Consider the following 26,515-nt stretch of genomic DNA (forward strand, 5'->3'; position numbering starts at 1 on the left):
TTTTTTTACTAATTCCTCTATAACAATAAGAAAACCAGCTCTGTTGCTATTTGTTTTTTATTAATTTTGTATTTTTAACATAAAATACGGTAAGTGAAATTTAAGAATTTTCAAATAAAAAGAACCTACTTTTTGTAGGTTCTTACGATTAAGCTATATGGTTATATTTCGCTAAAAAAGGAACTCGTTTTGCTACTAGTGCATACATTTTGAAAATAAAACTAGCTAATGGTTCAAGTATACGTGTGCTTTGTATTACTAATCCACTTGTAATAAATGTTAAGAACGCAGCACCAAGTATATCTAGAGGATAATGAACACCTACGTACATGCGTGATACACCGACTAATATTGCCCATATAAGCGCGATATATTTAAGCTTTTCTCCTCTTAGAATAAATACGAAAGCAATCGAAAATACAAGTACAGAATGATCACTTACAAATGATGAATCTGCTGCATGCGGTACTAATTGATTTACATGATGTGTAATAAAAGGACGCGGATGATAATATACCGCATGTATAAGAACATTTACTAATAATGCAATACTAACTGAAAGTGTCGTATATAACACTGTATATTGTTTTCTAATTGCATTCTCTTTCTTTCCATTATTGAACCATAAGATAAGCATAAATAGTATAGCTACATATGGAACACTATTTGTAATAGCGATCATTAGCGTATCTAATAGCTTGGATGATCCAGCAAAATTATTAATCCATTGAAATACTGTGTAATTCATATTACTCTCTCCTTATTATTTCTCATTGTACTTTAAATAAAGATACAAGTGTTCTTGATTTACACAGTATACAACATCAATATGAAAATGGGCTTAAACTTTTCTCATCTAATTCTCATTTTGTTACTATTCATTTGACAATCGTGTAACTATTTACACGAGCTAAATATGTATAAAGGTTGTAAAATATTTTATATAGTAGGGTAAACACTCTATGCATGAATATACTAAATATTAAAAAAGGAGGAATACATGATGTATTCCTCCTTTTGAAGAGCTCTTCTGAATGGGGTTTTCTACCTTTTACTATCAATGAGTAGCGTAAGGAAATGTAATCGTAACAATTGTTCCTTCATTTTCTTTACTGTCTAATTGAATAGTTCCGTTATATTTTTCTACAAGCCTTTTGGCAATAGATAGACCCAGACCATTTCCACCCTGTTTTCGACTTCTCGCTTTATCAACTCGATAAAAGCGATTAAGAACAAAAGGTAAATCTGCTTCAGGTATGCCCGCTCCATGATCTATTATGCAAATTTTAATTTTTCCCGATTGTAAACTTGATTCAATGCAAATATACTGATTTACTTCTTTTGTATATTTCACTGCATTATCCATTACAATAATAATAATTTGTTCTAAGTAAGATGAGGGCATTGAAACATATGCTTCATCTGCATCCAATTTCATATCAAATTGAAAGTCAGTTTGAAGTACTGCAAAGTTTTGTGTAACTTGTTTTAATACGCTATTAACATGGACTCGTTCGACTGCTATTGGATGCATCTGTTCTGATTCAGCTCTTGATAGCTCTAGCAATTCTGAAACTAATTTATTTAATCGATCTACTTCTTTCAGACTGGATTGAAGAGATTTATCCAATACTGCTGAATCATTTTTCCCCCATCGATTCAGCAGTGATAAGTGTCCTTGAATAATTGTTAATGGTGTTCTTAATTCATGTGATGCGTCTTCCACAAACTGTTTTTGCTGTGTAAAAGAAGTTTCTACTTCATCCATCATTTCGTTAAAAAGAATCGATAATTTTGCGAGTTCATCATTATTTTCTCGTACTAGAACCCTTTCATTTAGTCCGTTTTTCTTAATCCGCTTCATCGTATCCGTTATGTTTTGAACACTCGATAAAAGCTTTTTCGTTATAAGTATCCCGCCTAAAAAACTAAACACTAATCCACATATCCCAGCGATAACCATTACCACTAAAATTATTTTTAATAAATGATCAAATGTCTCTAAGTTTTTCGCAAGTTCAATAGTTCCAGTAAATTTTTTTGTTTGAATGGGAATGCGCTCAACTAATATTCGATCTTCTATATGTCTTTTTATAAATGATTCATCTTGTGTAACTTTTTTTGGCTCTATCCACGCTTCATTAAAATCTCGCGAAACAGTAACAATGGGTTTTCCATCATTTCCTATAATACGAATCATTTGATGTTTATCAATCATGTTGTTAAGAAATTCTTTACTGTTTTCAAATGTTTTGCTCGAGAGCGTATCATTTTTATCTTGGAAATATGCCGCTATTTCTGTCACTTGTCTATTTATTTGCTTCTGTTCATAATCTATAGTCCACTTATTAATTACAATGAATTGTAAAGCGCTATACAAAATAAACAAAATGAATACTAGTGTAGTGGACCAAAGTGTTAATTTCCACTTTATAGGTAGATTTCGAATTCGGTACATAATATTTTTAATCATTTCATTATATATCCAGCACCGCGGACCGTTTGGATATACTCCTCCTTATCTACACTATGTAACTTATTACGTAAATAACGAACATATACATCAACGATATTCGTCTCAACCATTGCATCATATCCCCATACTTGATCAAGTAAAATATCACGGGTAAGTACTCGATTAATATTTTTCATAAACATAAGCAATAGCTCGAATTCTTTATTTGTAAGTTCGATTTCTTCATTTCCTTTAGTTATAGTCCGAGATTCAATTTGAAGCTGTAAGTCTTTAAACGTAAGAGAAGATGTGTGCTTATGCTCTATATTTTCTTCTCTTCTAAATATAACTCTCATACGTGCTAAAAGTTCTTCAATCGCAAACGGTTTTGGAAGATAATCATCAGCTCCACTATCTAACCCTGTCACACGGTCCATAATACTATCACGAGCAGTCAACATAATAATAGGTGTATTTTTAGTTGCTCTTAGTCGACGACATACTTCCAGTCCATTTAATCCTGGTAACATTAAATCAAGTAAAATGAGGTCATAACTATTTTCAAGTGCTGCTTCTAATCCCTTTCTTCCATCAAGTTGTATATCTACTTTATATCCTTCATACTTTAATTCTAATTCTAAAAAATCTGCTAAGCTTTCCTCATCTTCAATAATTAATATATGTTGCAACGACACTTCCTCCTATACGATTAAATGAATAAGTAATCCTATTTCGAATATAACCGCAATGAATTGATGTACTTTTCGATACATCTTCAATTTTGTTTTCTGATTAGATTTCTGTAAAACAAATCCCGCAACCCCTAATGTTATTAAGGTTAAAAGAGAAAATATACCACTGTATATTAGTATTATATGACGACTTCCTTTTATTAAAAAGTAAACACCGTGAGTAGTCGCAACAGCTATTACAGCGTATCCAATTAATACGTGAAAATGTTTTATAAAAAGATATAGCTCTTTAATTATTTTAAATCCGTGTATATTTTTCTTCTTTAAAAATAACCATATATGACGTAAGAACCATAATGATGCAGCTATAATTGCCCCATATTCACCGAAAGAACCTAATTTCTTATTTAACCATTGTACATTTAATACGTTCCCGTACATAACATTAATAAATAGCAATTCTACACTGCAAATAATAATAGTAATACCTATTATTTTAACATAAATATGGAAATATTTATTTCTAAGTATTTTCTCCATTTTATTTAATCCCCTTGCTTTTAAAGGCTCTGTAATCAGCAGTCTATCAAATAAAAAAGAAAGGAGCATGAGAGAAAGATTAAAATAAAATGAGAATTTCAAAACTACTTAAACTTTGTATCGATCATTTTTCGCTAAAATTATTATCTTTTGAATAAATGGGGCCTTTGCATTTGTATATGAAACACGATCAAAAGGATATGTAGCAGCAAGCATCTCTTTTAATTTTCTATATTCTTCACGTGCCCACTCATGATTTATTAGAAAGTCTCGAAATAAAAGGTTGTTCCTCCATTCCTCGCTATTATAAATATAAACATGTAAATGGTGGGTACCAGCTCTCCATTTACCCTTTCTAAAAAAACGCCAATTAGGTGTTTTTTTAGGAACATATTCATAGCCAATTTCTGCTAGTGGTTCCCTCCAATTTTCGGTAATTTGTAAATTTGTTACGCCGATCATCATATCAATAAGAGGTTTAGCCCCTAATCCTTCTACGGCTGTGCTTCCTATATGTTCAATAGTGATAATTTCTTCATTTAGTAACGGCACAATTTTATTTTTTTCATTTAAAAACTCTGTATGCCAATAATGTTGGTACGGTTTAATTATGATTTTTCCATCCATTTTCTTTCCTCCTTATAACTGTACATCATTATATTTATAAAATTTAAGTTTATTAACCTAGGGATTTCACAAAATATGTCGAATACTGTAATAGACAACTTAAGTATATTAAATATGAGGTGAATAATGAAAGATATTCCAGTTGAAATCCAGTTAAATACTGTCACATTCCAACTAAAAAAACATCATAATTTTGATTGGCTTACGAAACTAGGAACAGTATTTGCAGTTTTTGACCAACAAGATTCCGGTAATATAAGTTTCGGTGTTGAAAAGAATGGGAAAAAGAAGTTTATTAAATATGCAGGGGCACAAACACTCGCATATAACGCTTCTGCAAATGAAGCTATAAAAAGATTAAAAAACTCAGTTACTATATACAATGAATTAAAACACGTTTCTCTTATAAATTTAATTGATCACTACCCTGTACAGCATGGATATGCTTTAATTTTTGATTGGTTTGACGGTGAATGTCTTCACCCGCACTGGAGTTTCCCACCCCCAGCAAAATACAATGATCCTAACTCACCATTTTATAAATATAAGAGATTATCCGTTAGGGATCGACTAATTTCATTAAACTCTATTTTTTCTTTCCATGTTTATGTAGAACAAAAAAACTATGTGGCAATTGATTTTTACGATGGGAGTATTTTATATAACTTTAAAACAAATGAAACAAAAATTTGCGACATTGATTTATACAGTAAAAAACCTTATGTAAATACAATGGGAAGACTTTGGGGTTCATCACGTTTTATGTCACCTGAAGAGTTTCAGCTTAACTCTATAATAGACGGAAAAACAAACGTATTTAATATGGGGGCTATAGCTTTTGCACTTTTAGGTGGCGGGCAAGATCGTTCCTTTATAAAATGGGAAGCTAGTGAAGGCTTATATGAATTAGCATACCGTGCTGTAAATGAAAATCGCAGTGAGCGCTATGCGTCAATGGAAGAATTTAATAATGAATGGTTAAAAGTATATAACGCTGAAAAGCTATAAAAACTACATACATTATAAAAGCACATGTAAAACTCGTACTTTTATAATGTATAATACATATGGAATTGAAATTCAGGATAACGGGGCATGTATTATGAACTTTGTTTACATTAATCAAAATGTTTTAAATAATCTTCTTTATATTTTAAGCAGTATATTTATTTTTTATTTTATTTATGATAGTGGGTACTTCGGGAAGAAATATAAGAAACTACTTATCATTCTTTGTACGAGCATCCCATTAATTTTATGTATGCGGTATCCCATCTATATGGATGAAGATTGTATTCACGATTTAAGACAAATCCCCTTTTTAATTGGTACACTTTATGGTGGATTTCCTGTCGGTATTGCATTACTCATGATTTTATTAATAACACGTTTTATGTTTTATGGTTTTAGCCTGTTAACAATCATTGTTTATGGAACGATGTTAATAATTACAGCATTCTCATCATCAAAATTTAATACATACAATCGGAAAATGAAAGTAGCTTCATCTATGTTTTTAACTTTTTTCCTTGCAATATTTACAACAGTAATTGTTTTAACTCTATCAGATTTTGAAGTAAATAATTTGTACATTATTTATTTCATTCTATTACCAACTATTTTAATATTATTTATGGTCTATTTTAATGAGGTTTTAAAAGATGCAATATTCATGCGATCAAAATTAATAAAAGTTGAAAAAATGGAGATTGTCAGCCAACTCGCTGCAAGTATTTCACATGAAGTAAGGAATCCATTGACTGTTGTAAAAGGATTTACCCAACTTTTAAAAACACCTAATATAACTCAACAATCCAAAGATGAGTATATTGAACATATTCTTGAAGAGTTAAACCGTGCACAAGCAATTATTGATGATTACTTAACTTTTGCCAAACCGGCTTCAGAAAGACTAAATCATATTTCAGTGGAGCACGAGTTAAATCGAGTTATTAATATGATGTTGCCTTTTTGTAACATGAATAATATTAATATTACAAAAGAGTTCTCAGAGGGAACAATTATTGGTAATACACAGCACTTCCATCAATGCTTTTTAAATTTAATAAAAAACAGTATAGAAGCAATGCCAAGTGGCGGCAATCTAATTATTTCTGTAACTGTTAGTAATAATAAGATCATAATAAGGATTCAAGATAGTGGAATTGGAATGTCGCAAGAGCAAATTAATCGATTTGGCGAACCATATTTTAGTACAAAAACGAAAGGTACGGGTTTAGGAACGATGGTTGCTGTAAAAATTATCGAAACGATGCGAGGCACATTGAAAATCCGAAGTGTTATAAATAAAGGAACTACTTTAACCATCACGTTACCTAAATACAGTAATGAGGAGATTTCGTATAATAAATGAAAAAGGAGCTATTAAGCTCCTTTTTCATTTATTTCGATACAAAAAGTATCTGCTATGTTTTTTAAAGTTTACATTTTTTAGAGACTAATTAGAAATTAGTACCCTTAGCTCCAACAGCTACATCCAACAATAATTAATAAAATAAATAACACAACTAATAATGCGAAACCTCCACCAAAACCACAAGAACCGCCGAAACTCATATTTTCTCCTCCTTTTGGTTTGAAAACTAATAGGTAGTTGATCATTTTAACTGGTCCGTATTATACAGTATGTGTATCTCCCTTTTTTGAGCATGTCTTCATAAAATTAGTAAAAGTACTCTATTGAGAGTGCTTTAAAATGGGTACCAGAAACTTTGGAATACATTCAGCTTTAAGTAAACTGCAATAATCAAAATGATAATACCAACAAAAAGTGTGATGTAATCCTCCTTTTGTGCGTCCTTTGCATAGTACCACGTTCGTTTATCCTTCTTTCCAAACCCTCTTAAATCCATTGCATTTGAAACAGTATCAATCCTTTCTAATGAATGAATAATAAGTGGCCAAAAAATTAAAACACGGTTTTTCATACGAATCCACAAGCTCGCTTCTCCTTTTTCAAAAGGTACGCCTCTTGCTTCCTGTGCGTGTCTAATGATAATATATTCGGATTGAATACTTGGTATATAACGCAGTGCAATATTTATTGCATATGTAATTTTATAAGGAACAGCAAATTTATTTAAGCTGCTTACAAATTCACTTGGATGAGTTGTATAAATAAAAAGAAGTGTAAATGGTAATAACGTAAAATATTTCAATGAAAGTGTAGCTGCATAAAATAAAGTTTCATATGTAATTGTTGCATAACCTATATGAAAAAAAGAGGTATACGTTCCCGTTAATTCCGATCCATGGGTGGGCGTAATGAAAAGAATCATAACGGAATTTAATAAACTAAATGTAAATATAACGCTGAAAATAACTATAATTTTACGCAATTGAATTTTTGCAATTAAGAGGCCGATACATCCAATAATAAATAAAATTAGCAATATACGAAAATCAAAAAATAAAAAAGTAAGTGTCATACAAAATATAAATAAAGATAATTTAATTGCACCATCCATACGATGAAAATACGTATTATGCATATTCCTCCCTCCTATTAGCCTCAATATAAAGTTTCACAAACTTTTCTGGAGTTGGAATTCCGCTTAATTTAGCTAGTTTTATTAATGAAATCGCCCGTAGATTAGCTCTTTGTAACGTTCCTTGATCCCCTAATACAGCGGATACAGTATTGTCCGCAATGATTTTCCCTTCATGCAGAACTACCGCTCGATCTGCGTATTCTAAAGCAAGATTCATATCGTGTGTGATAATAATAAAGGATATGCCTTTTTCAGCCAGTTTTCTAATAAACGACATAAACTGTTTGTAATGGTAATAATCTTGTCCAGCTGTCGGCTCATCTAATATAATAAGTTTCGGGTTTGTTATAAGTACAGATGCAATAGTAAGCCTCTTTTTTTGTCCGTAGCTTAATGCCTGAATTGGCCAGTTACGAAATGGGTATAATCCACAAATTCTTAAAGCTTTTTCGACTCTACTCTCAATCTCATCTTTAGAAACTTTTTTTAATTTTAATGAAAATGAAACTTCTTCTAAAACAGTGGGCTGTGTAATCATTTGATTTGGGTTTTGCATAACGTAAGAAATAACTTCCCCGCGTTTACGAATAGACCAAGAATTTATATTTTCTCCATCGAATGTTATTCTCCCATTCTTTGTTTTATTTATTCCTATAAGAGTATGAGCTAATGTCGATTTCCCTGCTCCATTATGACCCAATAACGCTACTATCTCTCCCTCTCCTATTGAAAGGTTGATATCTTCTAAGGCTGTATGTTTGTTATTGTACGTAAATGATAAATTTTCTATCTTGCATAAGGCTTTTTTAATATACGTGTTTTTAGATGACACTTGCTTCCACATCCAGTTCTTTAATAGGTTATGAACGCCTGCATTACGTAGATTTTCAATTGGAAATACCCCAACATTATTACTGTCAAAATTTAATTTCTTTAGAGCTTCTATATAAATAGGCTCTCTTAGTCCGATATTTGGTAATATATTAGAATTTAGAATACTATCCGGTGAGCCAATCGCAATAACTTCTCCCTCATCTATTAAAATAATTTTATCTAAATCAAGGTTTAAAATTTCTTCTATTCGATGTTCAATAATTAAAATTGTTCTATTATATTTCTCATGTATATTTTTAATGAGTTGTATAGTATTCAAACTACATGCAGGATCTAAATTAGCTAACGGTTCATCAAATAATAATATATCTGCATTTGTCGTTAGCAGACCTGCAAGAGAGACTGTCTGTTTTTGACCTCCTGATAATTCATGTGGACTTTGTGCATGAAACTCCTGCATGCTTACCTTTTTTAAAGAATCCGTCACAATCTTTTTCATTTCTATTTGATTTACACAATCGTTTTCTAATGCAAATGCTACATCCTCTTCGACAGTAAGGCCAATAAATTGCGAATCTTGATCTTGTAATATTGTTCCTACATGTTTACTCTGTTCAAAAATACTGCCTTCTCTCGGATCCTTTCCAGCTATTAAAATGTTACCAGTACTTATCCCTTCGTAAGAAAATGGGATTAGCCCATTTATACAATGAGCTAATGTTGACTTCCCTGAACCACTTCGTCCAGCTATTAGCACTTTTTCCCCAGGATATATTTGAAATGTAATATCTTTTAAAGTAGGCTGCGTGGCATGCCTATATTGAAAGGTAAATTGTTCAAAAGAAATAATTGGTTGCATGTATTCATCCCTACCTTTCAATTTTTAAATGTGTATGTTTCTTATTTGATTTCGCTAGACCGATCGTGATTGGTAAGCCAAGAACTAAAAATACGATAACGTCTGCAATTGTTGCGCCTAGTACTTGTATAACTATTTTGTCAAACGGTTCTCCCATCACAATAATATCGAATGCTCCAGCAAATATAATAGCTATGACAATACCAATTAACCCTGCAATTGCAAAATAAGAAATATCACGGTTATTATACGTTCCATGTTTTACACTAAAACCAACTCTTTTTTGTATGAGTCCCATTGCAAAACCAATAATACCTGAACTAATAACCCATCCCCACCAAATACCCCAACCAGCGATCGTATCTGTAACGGTATGACCGATGAGTCCTATTAAAAGTCCTGCTACCGGGCCAAATAACGCTCCAAAAACTGTTAAAATAGCCAATGCGGGTTTAATAAATGTATTCGGTGCGATAGAAAATCCCCAAAGCCCTAATACCCCGTATAAAGCTGCTCCAATTCCAATAGCTACTACTAGCTTTGTCGTTAATTTGTTCATTACAATTCCCCTCTCGTATTATTCAACTTTTAATACTCTATATTTATTTTGAAAATGAATTATGCATCGACACTTTCTTTCTATACAACAAAAAATGACCTCTTAAATAAGAGGTCATTTTCTTTCACGTACAAGAATCCCCTTATCTTTCAAAAGACACATAGTGTCCTCTGCGGAATTAGCACCTTCCTATGTAATTACATAGGGGTTGCTGAGGCTTCATAGGGCCGTTCCCTCTACCTCTCTGGATAAGTATGTATTTGTAATCTGTATTATGGCACTAACAATAAATAATTTCAATACTTTTCTTACTATTTTTATTTTTCGGTAAATAGTTAATCTAAATCATTGTATTCTTATCGGAATTATGAAATAATGAATTCAAAATTGTTACGGGAGGAATGCATGATGAAAGTAATTGGCTTAATTGGCGGACTAAGTTGGGAATCGACATCGTTATATTATAAACATATTAATACACTTACTCTCTCTCAATATGATCAAAATGCGAAGCTTGTTTTATATAGCATGGACTTTAGGGAGGTAACTACATTATTGCAAAATCATCAATATGAAGAAGTGAAAAATGAATTAGTCACAGTGGCAAAAAAGGTGGAAGGCTCTGGAGCTGAATGTTTACTAATGTGTTCTAATACTGTACATCTATTTGCTGAAGAAGTAGAGAATGCAATTTCAATACCACTCCTTCATATTGGAGATGTAAGTGCAAAGAAAATGGTAGAACATAATATAAAACGTATTGGGCTTTTAGGGACGAAACAAACGATGGAACAAGACTTCTATAAATCACGACTAGCAAATTACAACATTGAGACAATTATCCCAAGTGAAGAAGATAGAACTTTTATTCATCATGTCATATTAAACGAATTAAGTAGAGGTATTATTTCACATGCATCAAAAGAAAAGCTATTACAAATCACAAATACATTAATTAAAAGCGGTGCTGAAGGAATACTACTTGGCTGTACAGAAATTCCTTTGCTCATTTCTCAAAACGACCTATCGATTCCTGTTTTTGATACTGCTTATTTACATGCGAATACTGCTGTACAATTTGCGGGTTAACACTATATAAGCATAAAAGTGAGAGCCTCTATGCTTATATAATTTCAAAACTATTTATCCCGCAAAAGCCCGATTGGTGTGGACTAATAATCAGTGGGGGATGAACAAAACCCCACTGATTAAAGTTTCACTTTATTTAAAAGTGTATCAATGACTGCAATTGCTTTTTTTGAGCCACCACAATCTAAAAAACTATCATTAAGTTTTCGTATGCCATGTTTATATTTTTCATTTAAAAGAACTTCATTTTCTTTTATTAAGTATACAGTTATTATTACAGATAAACTTCCCCTAAAAGACCTAAGACTCTTGCCAATTTAGATTGATAAATAATTGTCAGTCATCAATATAAAAAAGGCATCTACAAAAGTAGATGCCTAGCTGTGATAAGGAGTGTTCAGTGAGGTAAGGTACAAGCCTTTTGGCTTGTCCTATGCTATCAATATATGTATTTATTTATAAAAGGTGAATACTTAATAGAATTATTTTGTACGAAATTACTTTATCCGTTTTATTTGATCAAACGGATAATATACCATTTCTACTTTACCTATTACATTTGATTCATCAATAAGTCCGAGCGTATTCCTACTATCTTTACTACGATTACGATTATCTCCTAATACAAACAATTTATGTGAGGGTACTTTTATTTCTGGAAAGTTTGAAAAACGATTTGATATTTGTAACACATCTAACTTTATATACGACTCAACTTGTTTCTTTCCATTTATATATACTACATCATTTTTTAGCAGTATTTTATCCCCCGGTAATCCAATAATTCGTTTCACATAGTATGTAGGCTCATTTTCTTTTTTATTATCACTACATCTCCATGATGAAAGGAAGATAAATATACACTAACTTTATTAACTAGTATACGATCTTTTTCATTTAAAGTTGGTTGCATTGAAATTCCTTCTACCATGCAAAATAAAAAGGATTTATTTATTAAAATAAGCGCTCCAATCACTAAAATAAAGATGCATAGTTTCCCAAAACATTTATATATAAACCGATTCATACATACCTCATTTCTAATCTATACATATGTAAAAACGTCTCTAGTTCATTTAAATACTAGAGACGTTTCAAATTTTCTAATCCTCTTTTGAATTATCTACTTTTGTAGCTTCACCACTTAACCTCTGGTTCTTTAATTCGAAATAAGCATCTAAAACATCTTTTCCAATATCAGAGTTAATACCCGATTTATCATTTATAACCCATGGTACAACAACAGAAAATGCTACTTCTGGATCATCATAAGGCGCATATCCCGCTAATGTTAAATTATAGCATTCTCTACGTTCACCTTTATCATTTCTGCCAATATTACTTTCTCCACCATATACAGTCTGTGCGGTTCCTGTTTTACCAGCAGGTTTATATGGTGCTTTTTGGAACGCCCTTACTCCCGTTCCATCCCCTTCTTGGAAAACCCTTCTAAACCCTTCTTTTACTTGATTTATATAATCCTCTTTCATATCCACTCTATTTAAAACAACTGGTTCTATTGATTGCACCACTTTGCCGATTTCATCTTTCTGCACGGTTTGTTCTCTAATCTCTTGAACAATTTGTGGTTTCATACGATACCCACCATTTGCAATAGTAGAAATATATTGTGCAAGCTGAAGTGGTGTATACGTATCATACTGACCAATGGAAAAGTCTAATAAGAAACCAGGCTGATTATCTTTTCTCCCTATTTGTCCAGCTGTTTCATTCGGTAAATCAATGCCCGTTGGAACACCTAAACCGAATTGCCTGAAATAATATCTCATTTTATCAAAGTATTCTTGTTTAATATCTAGTGAACTATTTCTAACATAATCCACACCTGCAATTTTTAATGCTGTGTTAAACATATAGACGTTAGAAGAAACTTGTAAAGCTCTTAGATCATCAATATTTCCGAATTCTTTCCAAGACTTTTTCTCCTTAGTTCCTTTGAATTTCATAGGTGCGTCATAAAAGTATGTACCTGGTGTTATAGCTTTTGTTTCAAACCCTGTTAACACTGTCGCACCTTTCACAGTTGATCCAAGCTCATATGAACTTGTCATCGTGCCTAAAGCGTAATCTTCAACTTCAGTTTTCCCGTCTTTTTCTACTAACTTTTTCCCAGCCATTGATAATACTTGACCATTTTTCGGATTTATCATTACAACGAAAGCACGGTCCAACATCGATTCTGAACCTTTGTATGCCTTTAATATTTTTTCTATGCTCTCTTCAACTTTTTTCTGTAATTCCATATCTATTGTTAAAGTTAAATTCTTGCCGCTTTTCCCTTCGGAAACTGTTTCCGTTCTAATCGTATTACCTTGTTTATCAGCAAGACTTCTTACTTCTTTCTTCGTACCATGAAGTACATCTTCATATTGTTGTTCGATGTAACTTTTCCCGACCCGATCATTCCGGCTATAATCACGCACTAAATAATAATCTAATCGTTCACGTGGTAATCCTTCATCAGCATTCGAAACATTTCCAAGTACCGAGCGGAATAAACCATCATTAACATAGAAACGCTCCCAATCAACTGATGCATCTACCCCTGGGAGGTTTGCTAAGTTTTCACTAATCACAGTATATTCCTTTTCACTAACATCTTTTTTAATAATTTGAGGTGCCATTTGAAATCCTGAAGTCATTTTACTTTTAATAGCCAACACTTCTATATCTTGAGCTGTTAATTCTTGAAGGTTTTTATCTGAAACTCGTTTTCTCTTTAACTCTTCAGTTTTTTTATCTAGCTCTTTTCCGGCAATATCATTTTCTCTAAACTTATCTATTTCTTTTTTAGATACTAAGTTTTGAGCAACTTTTGGATTTAATTGCATCCAAAAATCTTTCTTATCTGTCTCGGTTAACTTATCTATATCTTCTTGCGGCATTTCAATTATTTCTGCAAGTTGTCTCGCAGTTTTTAACATATCTTCCGACTTTACACCTTTCATCTTCGTATATGTAATTGTACGTAAAGATTTATTATCAACAACTGGCTTACCTTCACGATCATAAATTTTCCCGCGTGGTACTGTAAGATTAACTGTTGCATTTTCCCTCTTCTCTACTTCATTTTTATATGTTTCTCCATCGAAAATTTGCACTTTACCTAACTGGATTATAATTCCAGAAAATAATAAAAACACACAAAAGAATAAAATATTTAACCGTATTGGTATTGGCCGACCGTTCTTCTTTTTTTGCTTTTTCACCTTGTTATAATCTCCTCCCTACATCACTTTCGTTTCATTACTTACTATATGTAGTCTCCATATAGTAAGTAATATTATTTTTTAAACATTACGTTGTATGAATATTAATATAATGTTTAAAACTTAATAGAAATTTAAGCAATGGTAAAGAAAAGGTAAAGTTTACTAAATAAAGTTTAAAAATACGCAATAACAAAGGGCTTAGTTTTCACTAAGCCCTTTGTTATTGCGTATTTAATTATTTACGAGTTATATAGAGCGTATTGTTACGGATCTATCTTCACTCTTTGATATGGACGGTTCATTTTGAAATTTTGGTAAGTAAATTGTTACAGTTGTCCCGACACCAACATCACTCATAATACTAATAGTCCCATGGTGACTTTCAATGATTTTATAACTTAGCATTAATCCGATTCCTGTTCCTTTTTCTTTCGTACTATAAAAAGGTTCACCCAATCTCTTAATTCTTTCTTCTGGTATCCCTATTCCTTCGTCTACTACATCTATTATGATACCGCCTTCATTCATTTCTTTAATATGAATTGAAATCTTCCCACCATCTGGCATCGCTTCAATTGAATTTTGCAAAATATTAATAAATACTTGTTTTAATTGATTTTCAGAGCATTCAATAATCATCTCTTTGGAATCTGTAAATAACTCAACTTGAATATTTGTCATAATTGCTTTTGTGTTAATTAACGACACAACATTTTTAAATATTTGACAAATATTTTTCTTCTCAGTAGGGATTTTATCTGTTTTAGCAATCGACAAAAATTCCTGAAGGATTGCTTCAATTCTCTCGATTTCAGAAAGCATAAGATTAAAATATTTTTCTTGATCCTCTTTGTTAATTTGGAATAATTGTATAAATCCTTTTATTACAGTTAAAGGGTTCCTCACTTCATGTGCTACTCCAGCTGCTAATTGACCAATAGCTGCAAGTGTATCTGATTTATTTAGCAATTCTTCTGTCTTTTTCCGCTCTGTAACATCGCGTACAATAATCATAATTTTGTCTTGCAATAATGGTAAACATCTAGCTTCAAAAAAATCGATACTTCCATTAAGTGTCAGTGGATACTCAACAATTACTGTAGATTCTTTCTCTTTTACTTGACGAATTGCTTCTCGAAATTGCTGTGCTACTGGAGATGGTAATACTTCGTAAAACTTTTTTCCCATAAAAGTTTCTGCGGGTACGTAAAATTTTGTAGGGGATCCTGCTTTATATTCTATAATTGTTCCATCAGCTTCTGTTAAAAAACATAAATCTGGTAAAGCTTTAAAAATCAATTCCAATTCAGAAGTTTGTTGTTTTAGCTGCTCTTCAATTGCTTTTAAATGTGTAATATCTACACCAACAGCCCAGTAGCTAAATCCTGTCACAGGAAAATCGTCTGAAATGTTGGACCACATTATCGTTTTGATTTCACCGTTTTTACATGTTAAACGCATTTCCCAATCTCTAAAATTTTTTCCGTGTGTTAAAAATTTCTTCTGTATTTGATGACGATAGTTATGATCGGGATATAATATTCGAAGTGCATTTGGGTTCCCAATAATTTCTTCGGCTTTATAACCGGTTACAATTTCACATTCACGATTCCATAAAACAAAATCTCCATTATAATCTAGCGCATCAACCATAACAGGCATGTTTTGTAAAATCATAAATAATTCCGCTTCTTTTCGAGAGAGTAAATTATTATTTTTCCTTTGAATAGCATTTGCAGCTCCATCTATAATAAGATTCGAAAGCATTTCAAAGTATTTTTGACAATTGAAAATTTCACTTTTTTTAGACCACACAACAAAAGACCCTAAATGTTGATTGTATAAGAAAATGGGGATTTCTACCTTTGGAAGTTTACTCTTTTTCACTTCATTTATTCCGAATGAAAAAACACATTCTTTTTCAGCATCAAGAAGTTGATGTGATATATTTGTCAATTTATAAAATTGTTCTGCCATGGTTTCTATTGTATTCACATCAATGAGTTCCATTAGCCGCGCATTCATTCTTTTTTCACCTCTATATGTAAATTTAATACCAGTTTAAAATTCATACTTCTCCATTATACGAATAATGTCCGTACAGGTATATAGTGATAGCATAATTATTCAAATAAATTTTATTTTTCAATTAAAAATAAAAAATATCCAGCGCATTAAAATGCAAAATATATAGAAAGTTCATAAAAAAATCATAAATAATATGAAGAATTTAAACATTTATACCAATATATTCTATATAATAAAGTGTAATAAGGCTTCTATGAATCTCATAGAATACCTTACCCCTAATAAAAAAGTAAAAAAGAATCCAAATAGGATTCTTTTTTACTTTTTTATTACATTACATACTTATATAAAGCATGTGCAACACCATTTTCTTCATTTGATAATGTTTCAAAATGGCAAATCGCCTTTATTTCATCTACTGCATTCCCCATCGCAATCGATATATTTGCTTTTTCCATCATTGAAACATCGTTTAATCCATCACCTATCGCTACAGTATTCTCAAATCGAATATTGAGATGTTCTGCTAAAGTATATAAGCCATTTCCTTTTTGAGCATCACGATGGTTAATCTCTAAATTATGCCAATATGAAGATGTAATTGCTAAATCTGTATTATATAGAAACTTTTCTTTTACTTTTTTTAATTTCTCTATGTCATAAGAAAATGGTAAAAGTTTATGCACATATAAATCACTTTCTACAATCTCCTTACAACTTTCAACATTATGAAATGCTGTATGCTTAATATATAATGCGGCAATCGTTTCTAGCTCTTGTAAATCGACATCTAAATTGGATTTCTTCACATTCTCAATTTCATTAAGTACACTTTCAGTTCCGTAATGAGGTACATATACTCCTTTATCAGTATAGAGCTGATAATACATACCACTTTCTTCAAGATATTCCACAATTTCAAGTGCATGGATGTTTTGAATTGGATATCTCTTCATCATTTTCTTATCTGTATAAATAAGGGCACCATTTTCCGCAATAATTGGACAGTCTAAATTCACTTCTAACAATAAGCGTTCAATATCAATGATCGAACGTCCTGTACAAATAGCCACAACATGTCCTGCTTCCTGACATTTTCGAATTGCTTCTGCATTTTCTTTGCTAATCATTTTATTACCGGAAAGAAGGGTCCCATCTAAGTCAATTGCTATTAATTTCATTATTTCTTCACCACTTTCTATAAATACACGAGATCTATTTAACAAAAAGGTATCGTTTTCATATTGAGCTCGTTAAGTACTTCTTATTTATAATTTATGAAAAGCGTTTCAGGTCAAGAAATATTACTAAATAAAATATAAAATGCAAAGCTTTTCTATTTTAAAGAAAGCTCTGCATTTTACACTATGAATTATAAGTAATATATTTCGTCTCACAAATGTACACATTTTTTTCTTTAGTTGGGATAAATACTTTAAACTTTTCTAACTGCTTTCCGTAAACATGGATAGTGACAACGCTTTCGTGATTGCCTATTTCGAGAATATGAAAATCAGCCGGTGGAATTACTTTATCTGTTTCTCCTTCTCCCAAATAAATATTCCCTGTATGTGTTAAATAAAATAGTGAATTTCCGAGTTGCTTAGTTTGTAAAAAGTTTCGAACCATTATCCTTCCGGAAAAAACTCCTTCAACTCCCCAAGCACCATCATGATCATGTAGTGGTGTAGCTTGTCCATCTTTCCATACAAGTGCTAGCACTTCAAAACGTTTTAATGGATCTTCATACAATAAGTGTCGTGCATATTGAGCGGAGTTCGCCTTCTGTTTCTCTAACGGAAGCCATGTTTTCTTTTCTAAAAGCTCTTCCAGTAATTTTTCAATTTCACACACTATCTGGTCCTCAAATAAATTACTATCCATTAGATCTGTCACACCTTTAATAAATCTTTGAAACGTTTCACTCCCATTGCGCGTTAACATAAGCATCCTCCTCCACTCTTTCTTACATGCACTTTCATATTACGGGATTACCCAAAAACTTACAATTGAGAAACAAAAAACAAGATGCAAATATATGCACCTTGTCTAGCCTTTTATTTAGTTTTCAATCGAATAGGTAAGTACTTTAATGTTTGTTCATTTTCCAGTATACAATCTTCTAAACAGAAAGATGGAGATAACTCTATCTTTTCAAAATTTTTTAAAAAAGTACTTAATGCAATCTCAGCTTCAAGACGTGCAAGCGGTGCGCCTAAACAGAAGTGAGGACCTTTTCCAAAAGTTAAATGCTTTTCATTCCCTACTCGATGTAAATTAAAATTAGAAGCTTTTGAGAATTTCCTCTCATCTAAATTTGCTGCACTAACCCATGCAACAATCATTTGATCTTTTTTCATTAAAGGTCCGAAAATATTTGTATCCTCAGTAATTCTTCGAGCTAATGTAACAGGAAAACGATAGCGTAATACCTCCTCTATCGCTTTTGAAATCAACTTCGGTTCTTCTCTTAATTCTTTATATGTTCCAGGTGAATCCACTAAGAAACAATAAAAGCTGTTAATAATTAAATTTGTTGTTGTTTCATTACCAGCAGCTAAAAGCCCTAATGAAAAAGTTACAATTTCTTCATCAGTTAACCTTTCACCTTCATACTCCGCTCGTATTAAATCTGAAATAATATCATCCGTTAAGTGATATCTTTTATCCTGAACAATCGGAAGAAGGTAAGCTTTAAATTCATTTAAAGCAATTCCTTTCTTCGTGTCCAGATCATTAAACTTTTCTTTACTATAAGGCATAAATAAAATATCAGACCATTCTTTAATTTGTTTACGGTCTGTAGTTGGTACTCCCAATAGATCTGATATAACGGTAACAGGTAAAGGTGCAGCAAATTGATTAACAATATTAACTTCATCATACTTTTCTATATTGTTTATAAGTTCATCTGCAATAGTTTGTATACGAGGTTTCCATTGTTCTAAACTTCTTGGAGTAAATGCTTTCGAAACTATTGAACGTACATTACGATGTTCTGGGGGATCAGAAGAATTTATATTTATCCTCGTTTCTAAAGGTGGGATTGAAAATTGTCTACGTTCCCTTCTACTAGAAAACAAACGGAAATCTGATAAAACACGGTTCACATCATCATACAGAAACACATTCCATACGTCTTGTTCTTTATCATAATAAACAGGGTGATTGTCTCTCATATGTTGATACCAATCATAAGGATCCCATAACTCTTTTTTTGATTTTAATTTCGAAATTTCATGAATTAAAATCACATTTTCAGATGAATTCATAGTTCTTTCCTCCCTTTTCTTTTACAATAAAAGTGATAGGTCGGCTTCACAAAGTTGTATAGACTAACATATGTTATTTTAACATATGCAGAGTCAAAATTTCCAAATAGGAACTTGAGAAACATATTAGGGGGATTATTATGTACGTTGATATTTTATTGCTAGCAGAATTAACGATAGGGCCAAAACACGGCTATGAAATTAAAAAAAATATCCAAAATCGTTTAGGTGAGAATTTTGAATTAAACCATAACATGCTTTATCCCACTCTTCGGCGTTTTGAAGATATAGGTGCTATAACGAAAGAAGTTCATCAACAAATCGGAAAACCAAACCGAAATATGTACGCCATAACAGAAACAGGAGAAGAAATTTTTTATGAAATGCTAAGAGAGTTTCCCGAAAAAACTGCGACAAACAATGCTGAATTCCTTGTGCGTATCGCCCTATTCGAAAAGCTTGATTATGAGGCCAGAAAAGAAATTTTGACTATGCGCCAAGACGTACTTCATAAACAACTTACCGCTATTCAATCCCTTGATGTTATATCATCTTTTATTACAGAAGTCATCGAATTTAGTAAATCACGTATTGAACATGAAATACATTGGATTACATCACTTATGAAGAAAATATAAAAAAATAACAAGAAAAGTTAAAAACAATGAATGAAAATGAGATTTATTATCAATACTATAATTAATAAAAGGGCAACCACGATTTGGCTACCCTTCAAAAATTTACACTTCTGGATCGAAAGTTTTGCAATCTGTTTCTTCCGTTGTAGATGCTTGTTTCCCTTTATGACTTACTACATAAATTGCATCCGCACTACATTTATTACCGTTAGCCCAAAATTTACAGTTGTTTACTTCACATAAAACGTCTTGTGCCATAGTATCACACCTCCTTGTTCTATTATCATTAACAAAATTCGGAGGTATGATACTCTTTGTCATCCATTTTTTATTACCTTTTTAGCTTTCTTAATGATTCTATATCTCCACATATAATAGCATCGATATTTTCAGTTATTTTCTCAATGTCAAAATGCCACCATTGAATTTGCAATAATTCTTCTATTATTGTACTTGAAAATCTCTCTTTTATTTTATTTGCAGGGTTTCCACCAACAATTGTATATGGTGTGACGTCTTTAGTCACAACAGATTTAGCTGCAATTATTGCACCATCTCCTATTTTAATTCCGGGCATAATCGTTGTATCCATGCCAATCCAAACGTCATTTCCTATAACTGTATCTCCTTTATACGGTAGATCAGACAGCTTTGGTGTAAACTTCTCCCAACCGTTTCCGAAAATATTAAAAGGATATGTCGAAAATCCATCCATTCGATGATTCGCTCCGTTCATAATAAAGGTAACTCCAGATGCAATGCAACAAAACTTTCCAATAACGAGACGATCCCCGATAAATTCATAATGATATAATACTTGATTTTCAAATGTTTCCCCATGCTTCGCATCATAATAAGAATAATCACCAACGATTATATTAGATTTCGTTATTGTGTTTTTTATAAAATGGACGTCTGTATTCCCTTCAATTGGGTATTTAACGTTTGGATTAGGATTCATGTTGTATAGCACTTCCTTTATCATTCATTTCACTTTCCGTTGCTATAACTGGCTTTAGATTATATATAGGTAAAATAAACAATAATCCAATTATAAATAATAGAGCTGTCCCTTCATACATTGTACTTAAAGAAAAGGTTTCTTTTAACGCTCCAGCAATACTCATCGTTACTACCATAGAACCAGTAAATAATGGACTTAGAATACCATTCACGCGCCCTATAAAATCCGTATCGCTATTTTGAATAATGAGCGTATTAATCCCGATTTGAATGCACGGTAAAGCTAATCCGCTAAAAAGTTGTGCAGTAAGTGTAACCCATAAATTTGTGGAATAACCTATAATACCAATTCCGATTGCCTGACCGAGCATACCTACAATTAACATCCTTTGCGGGGCAACGTTTTTCGCGAATACCATCGCTAAAGCTCCGCCGACAATCATCCCCGCACCATTTACTGTTAATAACCATTGTAAACTTTCTTTTGATAAACCTAGTTGTTCTGTCACAATAAATATTCCAAGTGGCTGGATAAGTCCTATACCAAGTCCAGCTGCCATAAAGCATAGTCCAAGCAAAGTTAATGCTTTTTTCTTTTTTACATATTTAATACCATCCACCATTTCTTGTAACAGACTGATTTCTTTCTTCTCTTCTTCGTTTTCGAGATCTTTCGGAAGAAATAACAGTACAATTGCTGCAAGTAAAAAAGCGATACCAGTTATTATTATTGAAATATAGATTCCAAAACTGTGAAAAATAAATGTTCCAAGAATCGGCCCTAACACCATAAATATTGCAAATATTGTTTGATATATTGACATTGCTAACTGAATTTGCTCTGTCGATAAATGCTGTTTAAATAATTTCATTCCAGATGGTTGGGAAAACTGTGAAAGAATCGCAGATATGAGCGTCACAAAAAACACGATTTTCCACGTACCAAACATTAGAGTAATCAATACTGCGAACACTGATATAGAACTTAAAGTTTCACACCATATCATTGTCTTCTTCGGCTTCCACCTATCTGCAAAGGTCCCACCAATAAACGAGAAGATAAAAATCGGCGCAAATTCGGCAACTGAAATCATCGAAATTGCAAAAGCATCACCTTGCGTCATTTCCATAACATAAAGTAATACTGCAAAGTTCCGAACCCATATTCCAATCTGTAAAAATAATGCTGAAGCAAGAATTCCTTGCACAAATCGATTTTTTAATACTTGTGATACCCCATGATTTTGATTCGTTTCTGCAGTCGTCGACATAAAAAAGCCTCCTATTTTGTGTTCTAAATAGGAGGCAGCACAAATCATATAAAAAGACTATATATTCGCAGCGCGAAATACATCCCTTTTCTATAAATGCACATACTAATCCTATTCAGAAGAATATTTCGTTTTTTAACGAAGATCTCTTACAAATAGAATTAGTTAATCATTGGGATGTTTTCACCCTTCCGTTTCGAATTTAAATAATACATACATACTCTATGTAAATCGTTTTCGATGTATGCATGTCTTAATGTAACTATTCTAGAAAGTCAAAGGTAATTCCTCTAAAGAACGCATTAAGTAATTTCCTTGCCAGTTAATTTCTTCACGATTACCTTTTATTTGTACTGCAGGCATACGTTTTAACAAAGTAGTAATAGCAATCTTTGCTTCTAACCTAGCAAGTGGTGCTCCTAAACAGAAATGGCTACCATGTCCAAAGGCAATGTGACGGTTATTCTCCCTTGTAATATCGAATACTTCTGGGTTTTCAAATACTGATTCATCACGGTTTGCTGAAGCTAATGCAATAATAACCATGTCTCCTTTTTGGATTGTTTGATCGTGAATTTGAAACGGCTCAGCCGCCCATCTTGCAGTTGTAACCTCAACTGGAGAATAATATCGCAATCCTTCCTCTATAGCTGAATCAATTAGTTTTGAATTTTCTTTTAATAACTGTAATTGATCAGGATTTTCGAGAAGTGCTAATACCGTATTTGTAATTAAATTCACAGTTGTCTCGTGTCCAGCTACGATAAGTAACATAATCATTGAGTATAGTTCCGGGGCACTAAGTTTATGTCCCTCACTTTCAGCAAGTATTAAAGCACTCACCAAATCCTCTTTAGGATCTTGTCGTTTTACATCAACTAAATATTGAAGATATGTAATAAATTCAGATAGTTGCTTTTCAGTATCTTTTATTTCTTCAGGTGTTACTGGGGAGGCAATGACAGCATGCGACCAAATTCTAAACTTTGCTTGATCCTCTTTTGGAATACCGAGCATTTCACTTATTACATTGATTGGTAATGGAAATGCATAATCATCTACAAGATTTAATGTACCTTTTTGCTGGGCATCATTTATTAAATCATCCGCGATTTGCTGAATTCTTCCTTCTAATTGCGTAATCATCTTCGGAGTAAAAGCTTTTTGTACTAGAGATCGTAACCGATTATGGTTAGGTGGATCTGAATTTAACATATGCGTTGTTAAATGATCACTATTGTCAACAGAAAGAAACATGTTCATTGTATCTTTAGAAAACACATTATTTGGATCTTTTTTTAAGCGATTATCTTTTAAAAGTGGCAAGGCATCTTCATATCTTGTAATGAGCCATTCTGTACCAATCTCGACTTTATTAACAAATAAAATAGGTTGTACTTTTCGCGATTCTTTATAAATCTCATAAGCATCTTCTTTAAACTGAGCAGAAGCTAAATTAATGCCATCCTCTATTTTTCGGCCAACCTTATTTTTAATTGACATTACATCCCCTCACTCTCAATTGTTTTTAAAAATCAACCCAACATTTGAATTATACTTCAATAAGAACTGAAAAATTGTAAATTTTCAATTAAAATCTTACTTCGAATATTGAAAAATAAAAAAGTGAGAGAGTAAAATCATTCTACCCTCTCACTTCCCATTATGCGAAGCACATAAAATTACTAATTTGTTGATATCGATAACTTACTTTACGGCGGCGACCAGCTTGCCAAGTGTAGCCGGATACCCCACTTCTTCTTACTTCTGTCGGAAAAAACCATAAGTCTCTTCCGAATGGACCAGGACGATGTAAACGTAAATATCCCCATCTTCCTAAACAGTTACACATCCATGATTTCATATTACCCGCTTGTGCAGGAGAAGCAAATGTGGATGGTAAAGACGGAGCTTGTGACGGTGGTGGTGACGTTGGAGCATCTTCCGCATCATCTGGTCTATAATCTTCTAGTTCAACCTCTCTAACTTCGATATCAGGTTCATATCCGTATTGTTGTGGATTATAATACATCGTTTGATCATACGGATAATTTTGTTGGTTATACATATTAACAAATCACCTTCTTTTCATTCATTACCTTTAACATTCATATGTGATATAACACCTATAGGAAGCTTATGTATAGCCCAAATTCAACTCAATAAAAAAAGCTTGTATCTTTATTTTCAAAAATACGAGCTTTTTCATAAACGGAATATATTTTTATTTTTTCAACTTTACACTATAAAAACGCATTTCTTCTAATAAACCTTCAAATTCAAATACCTCTTGTTTAATTAATTCTTTCAAGCGATATTCTAAAAACGTATCCCCAACTAATTGCTCCACAAGGCCAAGCGCTTCCCCAATGACTCTTGGAGCTTTATGGAACTCTTTGTCAGCACCTACCCTTTTCGCACACTCAATAATGAATTCATCAAAATAGTTTTCTTGTACAGAATGCACTTCATTGTCTTTCCAAACTCTTAAAAACTCCGTACTATTCGATAAATTATTCCACTCACTCTCAAGACTTACTCTGTTCTCTTCAGTTAAATATGGTAATTGTATAAAACTTTTTTTAATAATCGCTAAACTTTCAACTGCTACTTCTCCTGTGCCACGTATATCATATTCTTTCTTTAATATGTTGCTACTCGCTTCAGATGTATTAATGATCCGAATATTTTTCTTACCTTTTAATTGCGCCATTACAAAACAAAGGCCTACATGTTCATGTGCGTTATCTGCCTTCCAAATGGTAATCGGTGTTTCATTAGGAATAGAATGTAGTTCTTCTAAAGTTTCCATAAATCTTGGTAAATATTCTTCTTCAAAATAACTATCATAGGAAGTTAAGTTGTTTAATAACCATTGCTGTCTTCCTAGTTGCCCTTTATTCGTATGTAATTGATTAATCGGTCCAATTGAAAAGAATTCAGAGAATGCAACAACACTCTCCTCAAATAGTTCTTCTTGACTTAACATATATTTTAAACACCCAGCTGTTGAATCATCAAAAGCGATATGAATGTGTGTACTTTCTTTTACATTCTTTTTATAAGATGTATTACTCGTTAGTTGCTTAGGAATATCCATCAAATGTTTAATCGTATCTTCACTATAGTTCTCTTTTAATAAATCTAGCTGTATAAGAATACTTTGAAGTAAATGTTTTGCTTCATCCTCATACATTTCATCAACAACATTTTTAATTTTATCTATCATGTAAATCCCTCTATTCATTACTAAAATAACGTAGATTATAGTGTATCATTTTAGTAACGGTGTTTTAAAGTTTTTTATAGATTATATCTAATTATAATTTTATATTAGTACAGTGATATATTAGCGTTAATTTATGTTTATTTCGTATAGATGTTAACATTTCAGTACACTTCTTCTATTACACATCACTTTCACGGTATTTTTTATTTATTTTTAAAACGCTTTATAAATCCTTTTATTTAAATATATATTTAAATAAAAATAAAAATTACAGGAGCAAGATCTATGGAGAAAGTACATACTTATTACAAACATTATTTTAAAAATTGGAGATTTATATTCATTTGCATATTACCTGTTGTTGCTTTATTATACACTTTCGATTTCATCTTTGAACTACTGTTCCATCAAGATTTCTACTTGTCAAATTTAATATCTGCCATAATATTATTTTTATTATTTATTAATATTAAAGATAAGTTTCAAATCAAAGATTAAATAAATTTATGGTAACTTCTGTTTTAATTTTGAATACTTTATTTTTGAAAGTGCTCTGCTTTATCAAAAGGTGATGCGACGTTCATCACCTTTTTTTATTTCTACAAAATGAATTTTTTATTAGGTTTTTTATCAATATCGTTTATTGACTTTCCCTACAATTTGATTCAAAATAAAATAGTTCGACAATGAACAATCTCGAGTTGAATTATTTTA

General features: G+C 31.9%; 25 protein-coding genes, 2 pseudogenes and 1 riboswitch. Of the genes and pseudogenes, 5 read left to right on the top strand and 22 right to left on the bottom strand.

The features are described from left to right. Positions 1–148: 148 nt before the first annotated feature. The 5 genes from CQZ94_RS07260 to CQZ94_RS07280 form a co-directional block, all read right to left on the bottom strand. Entirely contained in the window at positions 149–748 is a 600-nt protein-coding gene (locus CQZ94_RS07260) for an undecaprenyl-diphosphatase (protein WP_105584829.1), read from the bottom strand. A 309-nt stretch (positions 749–1,057) separates the two neighbouring features. After that, positions 1,058–2,473 carry a HAMP domain-containing sensor histidine kinase gene (locus CQZ94_RS07265; RefSeq protein ID WP_105584830.1) on the bottom strand — a complete coding sequence of 472 codons (1,416 nt, stop codon included), beginning with the start codon at positions 2,471–2,473 and terminating at the stop codon, positions 1,058–1,060. Beyond that, complete coding sequence (locus tag CQZ94_RS07270; RefSeq protein WP_105584831.1) at positions 2,470–3,144, bottom strand: response regulator transcription factor; 675 nt, start codon at positions 3,142–3,144, stop codon at positions 2,470–2,472. The genes CQZ94_RS07265 and CQZ94_RS07270 overlap by 4 nt, the downstream gene beginning before the upstream one ends. A 12-nt stretch (positions 3,145–3,156) precedes the next feature. Beyond that, positions 3,157–3,687, bottom strand: coding sequence for a hypothetical protein (locus CQZ94_RS07275; protein ID WP_105584832.1), 531 nt, complete (start codon positions 3,685–3,687; stop codon positions 3,157–3,159). 108 nt (positions 3,688–3,795) lie between these two features. Continuing rightward, positions 3,796–4,314 carry a GrpB family protein gene (locus CQZ94_RS07280; RefSeq protein WP_105584833.1) on the bottom strand — a complete coding sequence of 173 codons (519 nt, stop codon included), beginning with the start codon at positions 4,312–4,314 and terminating at the stop codon, positions 3,796–3,798. Positions 4,315–4,440: 126 nt separating this feature from the next. Here CQZ94_RS07280 and CQZ94_RS07285 point away from each other — a divergent pair, with 126 nt between their 5' ends. After that, positions 4,441–5,322: a protein kinase family protein gene (locus CQZ94_RS07285; RefSeq protein ID WP_105584834.1), complete on the top strand. Its 882-nt coding sequence runs from the start codon at positions 4,441–4,443 to the stop codon at positions 5,320–5,322. 46 nt (positions 5,323–5,368) lie between these two features. Further along, complete coding sequence (locus CQZ94_RS07290; RefSeq protein WP_105584835.1) at positions 5,369–6,688, top strand: sensor histidine kinase; 1,320 nt, start codon at positions 5,369–5,371, stop codon at positions 6,686–6,688. A gap of 104 nt (positions 6,689–6,792) precedes the next feature. On the opposite strand, the gene CQZ94_RS07295 is transcribed toward CQZ94_RS07290, so the two are convergent. The 4 genes from CQZ94_RS07295 to CQZ94_RS07310 form a co-directional block, all read right to left on the bottom strand. Next, positions 6,793–6,891 carry a YjcZ family sporulation protein gene (locus tag CQZ94_RS07295; RefSeq protein ID WP_000007808.1) on the bottom strand — a complete coding sequence of 33 codons (99 nt, stop codon included), beginning with the start codon at positions 6,889–6,891 and terminating at the stop codon, positions 6,793–6,795. Positions 6,892–7,025: 134 nt separating this feature from the next. Beyond that, positions 7,026–7,826 carry an energy-coupling factor transporter transmembrane component T family protein gene (locus CQZ94_RS07300; protein WP_105584836.1) on the bottom strand — a complete coding sequence of 267 codons (801 nt, stop codon included), beginning with the start codon at positions 7,824–7,826 and terminating at the stop codon, positions 7,026–7,028. Continuing rightward, positions 7,819–9,519, bottom strand: a complete 1,701-nt coding sequence (locus tag CQZ94_RS07305; RefSeq protein WP_105584837.1) for an ABC transporter ATP-binding protein — start codon at positions 9,517–9,519, stop codon at positions 7,819–7,821. Before CQZ94_RS07305 ends, CQZ94_RS07300 begins: the two co-directional genes overlap by 8 nt. 10 nt (positions 9,520–9,529) lie before the next feature. After that, a complete protein-coding gene (locus CQZ94_RS07310) occupies positions 9,530–10,078 on the bottom strand; it encodes an ECF-type riboflavin transporter substrate-binding protein (protein WP_105584838.1) in 549 nt (182 codons plus the stop codon). A gap of 139 nt (positions 10,079–10,217) precedes the next feature. Beyond that, a riboswitch (SAM riboswitch) is annotated at positions 10,218–10,333 on the bottom strand. Between the two features lie 150 nt (positions 10,334–10,483). Here CQZ94_RS07310 and CQZ94_RS07315 point away from each other — a divergent pair. After that, the gene (locus CQZ94_RS07315; protein ID WP_142395772.1) at positions 10,484–11,167 is read left to right on the top strand and encodes an aspartate/glutamate racemase family protein; all 684 of its coding nucleotides are present in this window, start codon (positions 10,484–10,486) and stop codon (positions 11,165–11,167) included. A gap of 119 nt (positions 11,168–11,286) precedes the next feature. Here CQZ94_RS07315 and CQZ94_RS07320 read toward each other — a convergent pair. The 7 genes and pseudogenes from CQZ94_RS07320 to CQZ94_RS07350 all read right to left on the bottom strand — a co-directional run. After that, positions 11,287–11,409 (bottom strand): annotated as a pseudogene (locus CQZ94_RS07320) (macrolide family glycosyltransferase); the annotation flags it as partial. A gap of 255 nt (positions 11,410–11,664) precedes the next feature. Next, positions 11,665–12,194 (bottom strand): annotated as a pseudogene (lepB, locus tag CQZ94_RS07325) (signal peptidase I). Between the two features lie 76 nt (positions 12,195–12,270). Further along, positions 12,271–14,397 carry a peptidoglycan D,D-transpeptidase FtsI family protein gene (locus CQZ94_RS07330; RefSeq protein WP_105584840.1) on the bottom strand — a complete coding sequence of 709 codons (2,127 nt, stop codon included), beginning with the start codon at positions 14,395–14,397 and terminating at the stop codon, positions 12,271–12,273. 249 nt (positions 14,398–14,646) lie between these two features. After that, entirely contained in the window at positions 14,647–16,425 is a 1,779-nt protein-coding gene (locus CQZ94_RS07335; protein WP_105584841.1) for a PAS domain-containing sensor histidine kinase, read from the bottom strand. A 332-nt stretch (positions 16,426–16,757) separates the two neighbouring features. Then, positions 16,758–17,609 carry a Cof-type HAD-IIB family hydrolase gene (locus CQZ94_RS07340; RefSeq protein WP_105584842.1) on the bottom strand — a complete coding sequence of 284 codons (852 nt, stop codon included), beginning with the start codon at positions 17,607–17,609 and terminating at the stop codon, positions 16,758–16,760. A 184-nt stretch (positions 17,610–17,793) separates the two neighbouring features. Beyond that, positions 17,794–18,372: a cysteine dioxygenase family protein gene (locus CQZ94_RS07345; protein WP_105584843.1), complete on the bottom strand. Its 579-nt coding sequence runs from the start codon at positions 18,370–18,372 to the stop codon at positions 17,794–17,796. A gap of 113 nt (positions 18,373–18,485) precedes the next feature. After that, positions 18,486–19,700, bottom strand: coding sequence for a cytochrome P450 (locus CQZ94_RS07350; RefSeq protein WP_105584844.1), 1,215 nt, complete (start codon positions 19,698–19,700; stop codon positions 18,486–18,488). A gap of 140 nt (positions 19,701–19,840) precedes the next feature. Between CQZ94_RS07350 and CQZ94_RS07355 the strand changes: the two genes are divergently transcribed. Next, positions 19,841–20,338, top strand: a complete 498-nt coding sequence (locus CQZ94_RS07355) for a PadR family transcriptional regulator (protein WP_105584845.1) — start codon at positions 19,841–19,843, stop codon at positions 20,336–20,338. Positions 20,339–20,440: 102 nt separating this feature from the next. Here CQZ94_RS07355 and CQZ94_RS07360 read toward each other — a convergent pair whose 3' ends face one another. The 6 genes from CQZ94_RS07360 to CQZ94_RS07385 all read right to left on the bottom strand — a co-directional run bounded on the left by CQZ94_RS07360 (position 20,441) and on the right by CQZ94_RS07385 (position 25,801). After that, entirely contained in the window at positions 20,441–20,596 is a 156-nt protein-coding gene (locus CQZ94_RS07360) for a DUF1540 domain-containing protein (protein WP_000046091.1), read from the bottom strand. A gap of 73 nt (positions 20,597–20,669) precedes the next feature. Continuing rightward, entirely contained in the window at positions 20,670–21,299 is a 630-nt protein-coding gene (locus tag CQZ94_RS07365) for a Vat family streptogramin A O-acetyltransferase (RefSeq protein WP_105584846.1), read from the bottom strand. Beyond that, positions 21,289–22,572: an MFS transporter gene (locus tag CQZ94_RS07370; protein ID WP_105584847.1), complete on the bottom strand. Its 1,284-nt coding sequence runs from the start codon at positions 22,570–22,572 to the stop codon at positions 21,289–21,291. Before CQZ94_RS07370 ends, CQZ94_RS07365 begins: the two co-directional genes overlap by 11 nt. A 267-nt stretch (positions 22,573–22,839) precedes the next feature. Then, the gene (locus CQZ94_RS07375) at positions 22,840–24,075 is read right to left on the bottom strand and encodes a cytochrome P450 family protein (RefSeq protein WP_105584848.1); all 1,236 of its coding nucleotides are present in this window, start codon (positions 24,073–24,075) and stop codon (positions 22,840–22,842) included. Positions 24,076–24,235: 160 nt separating this feature from the next. Beyond that, the gene (locus tag CQZ94_RS07380; RefSeq protein WP_002110206.1) at positions 24,236–24,640 is read right to left on the bottom strand and encodes a hypothetical protein; all 405 of its coding nucleotides are present in this window, start codon (positions 24,638–24,640) and stop codon (positions 24,236–24,238) included. A 156-nt stretch (positions 24,641–24,796) separates the two neighbouring features. Next, entirely contained in the window at positions 24,797–25,801 is a 1,005-nt protein-coding gene (locus tag CQZ94_RS07385) for a DUF1835 domain-containing protein (protein WP_105584849.1), read from the bottom strand. A 285-nt stretch (positions 25,802–26,086) separates the two neighbouring features. Here CQZ94_RS07385 and CQZ94_RS07390 point away from each other — a divergent pair, with 285 nt between their 5' ends. Next, positions 26,087–26,299 (top strand): hypothetical protein, encoded by a 213-nt coding sequence (locus CQZ94_RS07390; RefSeq protein WP_105584850.1) that lies wholly within the window; start codon positions 26,087–26,089, stop codon positions 26,297–26,299. Positions 26,300–26,515 lie beyond the last annotated feature (216 nt).

It is taken from the genome of Bacillus sp. MYb209 (assembly GCF_002975175.1).
In the GTDB taxonomy this organism is placed as follows: Bacteria; Bacillota; Bacilli; order Bacillales; family Bacillaceae_G; genus Bacillus_A.

Bases quoted from the DNA above. Each gene is read 5' to 3' on its own strand.
- CQZ94_RS07260 (WP_105584829.1), bottom strand. From the start codon at position 748: ATGAATTACACAGTATTTCAATGGATTAATAATTTTGCTGGATCATCC.
- CQZ94_RS07265 (WP_105584830.1), bottom strand. From the start codon at position 2,473: ATGATTAAAAATATTATGTACCGAATTCGAAATCTACCTATAAAGTGG.
- CQZ94_RS07275 (WP_105584832.1), bottom strand. From the start codon at position 3,687: ATGGAGAAAATACTTAGAAATAAATATTTCCATATTTATGTTAAAATA.
- CQZ94_RS07280 (WP_105584833.1), bottom strand. From the start codon at position 4,314: ATGGATGGAAAAATCATAATTAAACCGTACCAACATTATTGGCATACA.
- CQZ94_RS07285 (WP_105584834.1), top strand. From the start codon at position 4,441: ATGAAAGATATTCCAGTTGAAATCCAGTTAAATACTGTCACATTCCAA.
- CQZ94_RS07290 (WP_105584835.1), top strand. From the start codon at position 5,369: ATGTATAATACATATGGAATTGAAATTCAGGATAACGGGGCATGTATT.
- CQZ94_RS07295 (WP_000007808.1), bottom strand. From the start codon at position 6,891: ATGAGTTTCGGCGGTTCTTGTGGTTTTGGTGGAGGTTTCGCATTATTA.
- CQZ94_RS07300 (WP_105584836.1), bottom strand. From the start codon at position 7,826: ATGCATAATACGTATTTTCATCGTATGGATGGTGCAATTAAATTATCT.
- CQZ94_RS07305 (WP_105584837.1), bottom strand. From the start codon at position 9,519: ATGCAACCAATTATTTCTTTTGAACAATTTACCTTTCAATATAGGCAT.
- CQZ94_RS07310 (WP_105584838.1), bottom strand. From the start codon at position 10,078: ATGAACAAATTAACGACAAAGCTAGTAGTAGCTATTGGAATTGGAGCA.
- CQZ94_RS07315 (WP_142395772.1), top strand. From the start codon at position 10,484: ATGATGAAAGTAATTGGCTTAATTGGCGGACTAAGTTGGGAATCGACA.
- CQZ94_RS07335 (WP_105584841.1), bottom strand. From the start codon at position 16,425: ATGAATGCGCGGCTAATGGAACTCATTGATGTGAATACAATAGAAACC.
- CQZ94_RS07340 (WP_105584842.1), bottom strand. From the start codon at position 17,609: ATGAAATTAATAGCAATTGACTTAGATGGGACCCTTCTTTCCGGTAAT.
- CQZ94_RS07345 (WP_105584843.1), bottom strand. From the start codon at position 18,372: ATGTTAACGCGCAATGGGAGTGAAACGTTTCAAAGATTTATTAAAGGT.
- CQZ94_RS07350 (WP_105584844.1), bottom strand. From the start codon at position 19,700: ATGAATTCATCTGAAAATGTGATTTTAATTCATGAAATTTCGAAATTA.
- CQZ94_RS07355 (WP_105584845.1), top strand. From the start codon at position 19,841: ATGTACGTTGATATTTTATTGCTAGCAGAATTAACGATAGGGCCAAAA.
- CQZ94_RS07360 (WP_000046091.1), bottom strand. From the start codon at position 20,596: ATGGCACAAGACGTTTTATGTGAAGTAAACAACTGTAAATTTTGGGCT.
- CQZ94_RS07365 (WP_105584846.1), bottom strand. From the start codon at position 21,299: ATGAATCCTAATCCAAACGTTAAATACCCAATTGAAGGGAATACAGAC.
- CQZ94_RS07370 (WP_105584847.1), bottom strand. From the start codon at position 22,572: ATGTCGACGACTGCAGAAACGAATCAAAATCATGGGGTATCACAAGTA.
- CQZ94_RS07375 (WP_105584848.1), bottom strand. From the start codon at position 24,075: ATGTCAATTAAAAATAAGGTTGGCCGAAAAATAGAGGATGGCATTAAT.
- CQZ94_RS07380 (WP_002110206.1), bottom strand. From the start codon at position 24,640: ATGTATAACCAACAAAATTATCCGTATGATCAAACGATGTATTATAAT.
- CQZ94_RS07385 (WP_105584849.1), bottom strand. From the start codon at position 25,801: ATGATAGATAAAATTAAAAATGTTGTTGATGAAATGTATGAGGATGAA.
- CQZ94_RS07390 (WP_105584850.1), top strand. From the start codon at position 26,087: ATGGAGAAAGTACATACTTATTACAAACATTATTTTAAAAATTGGAGA.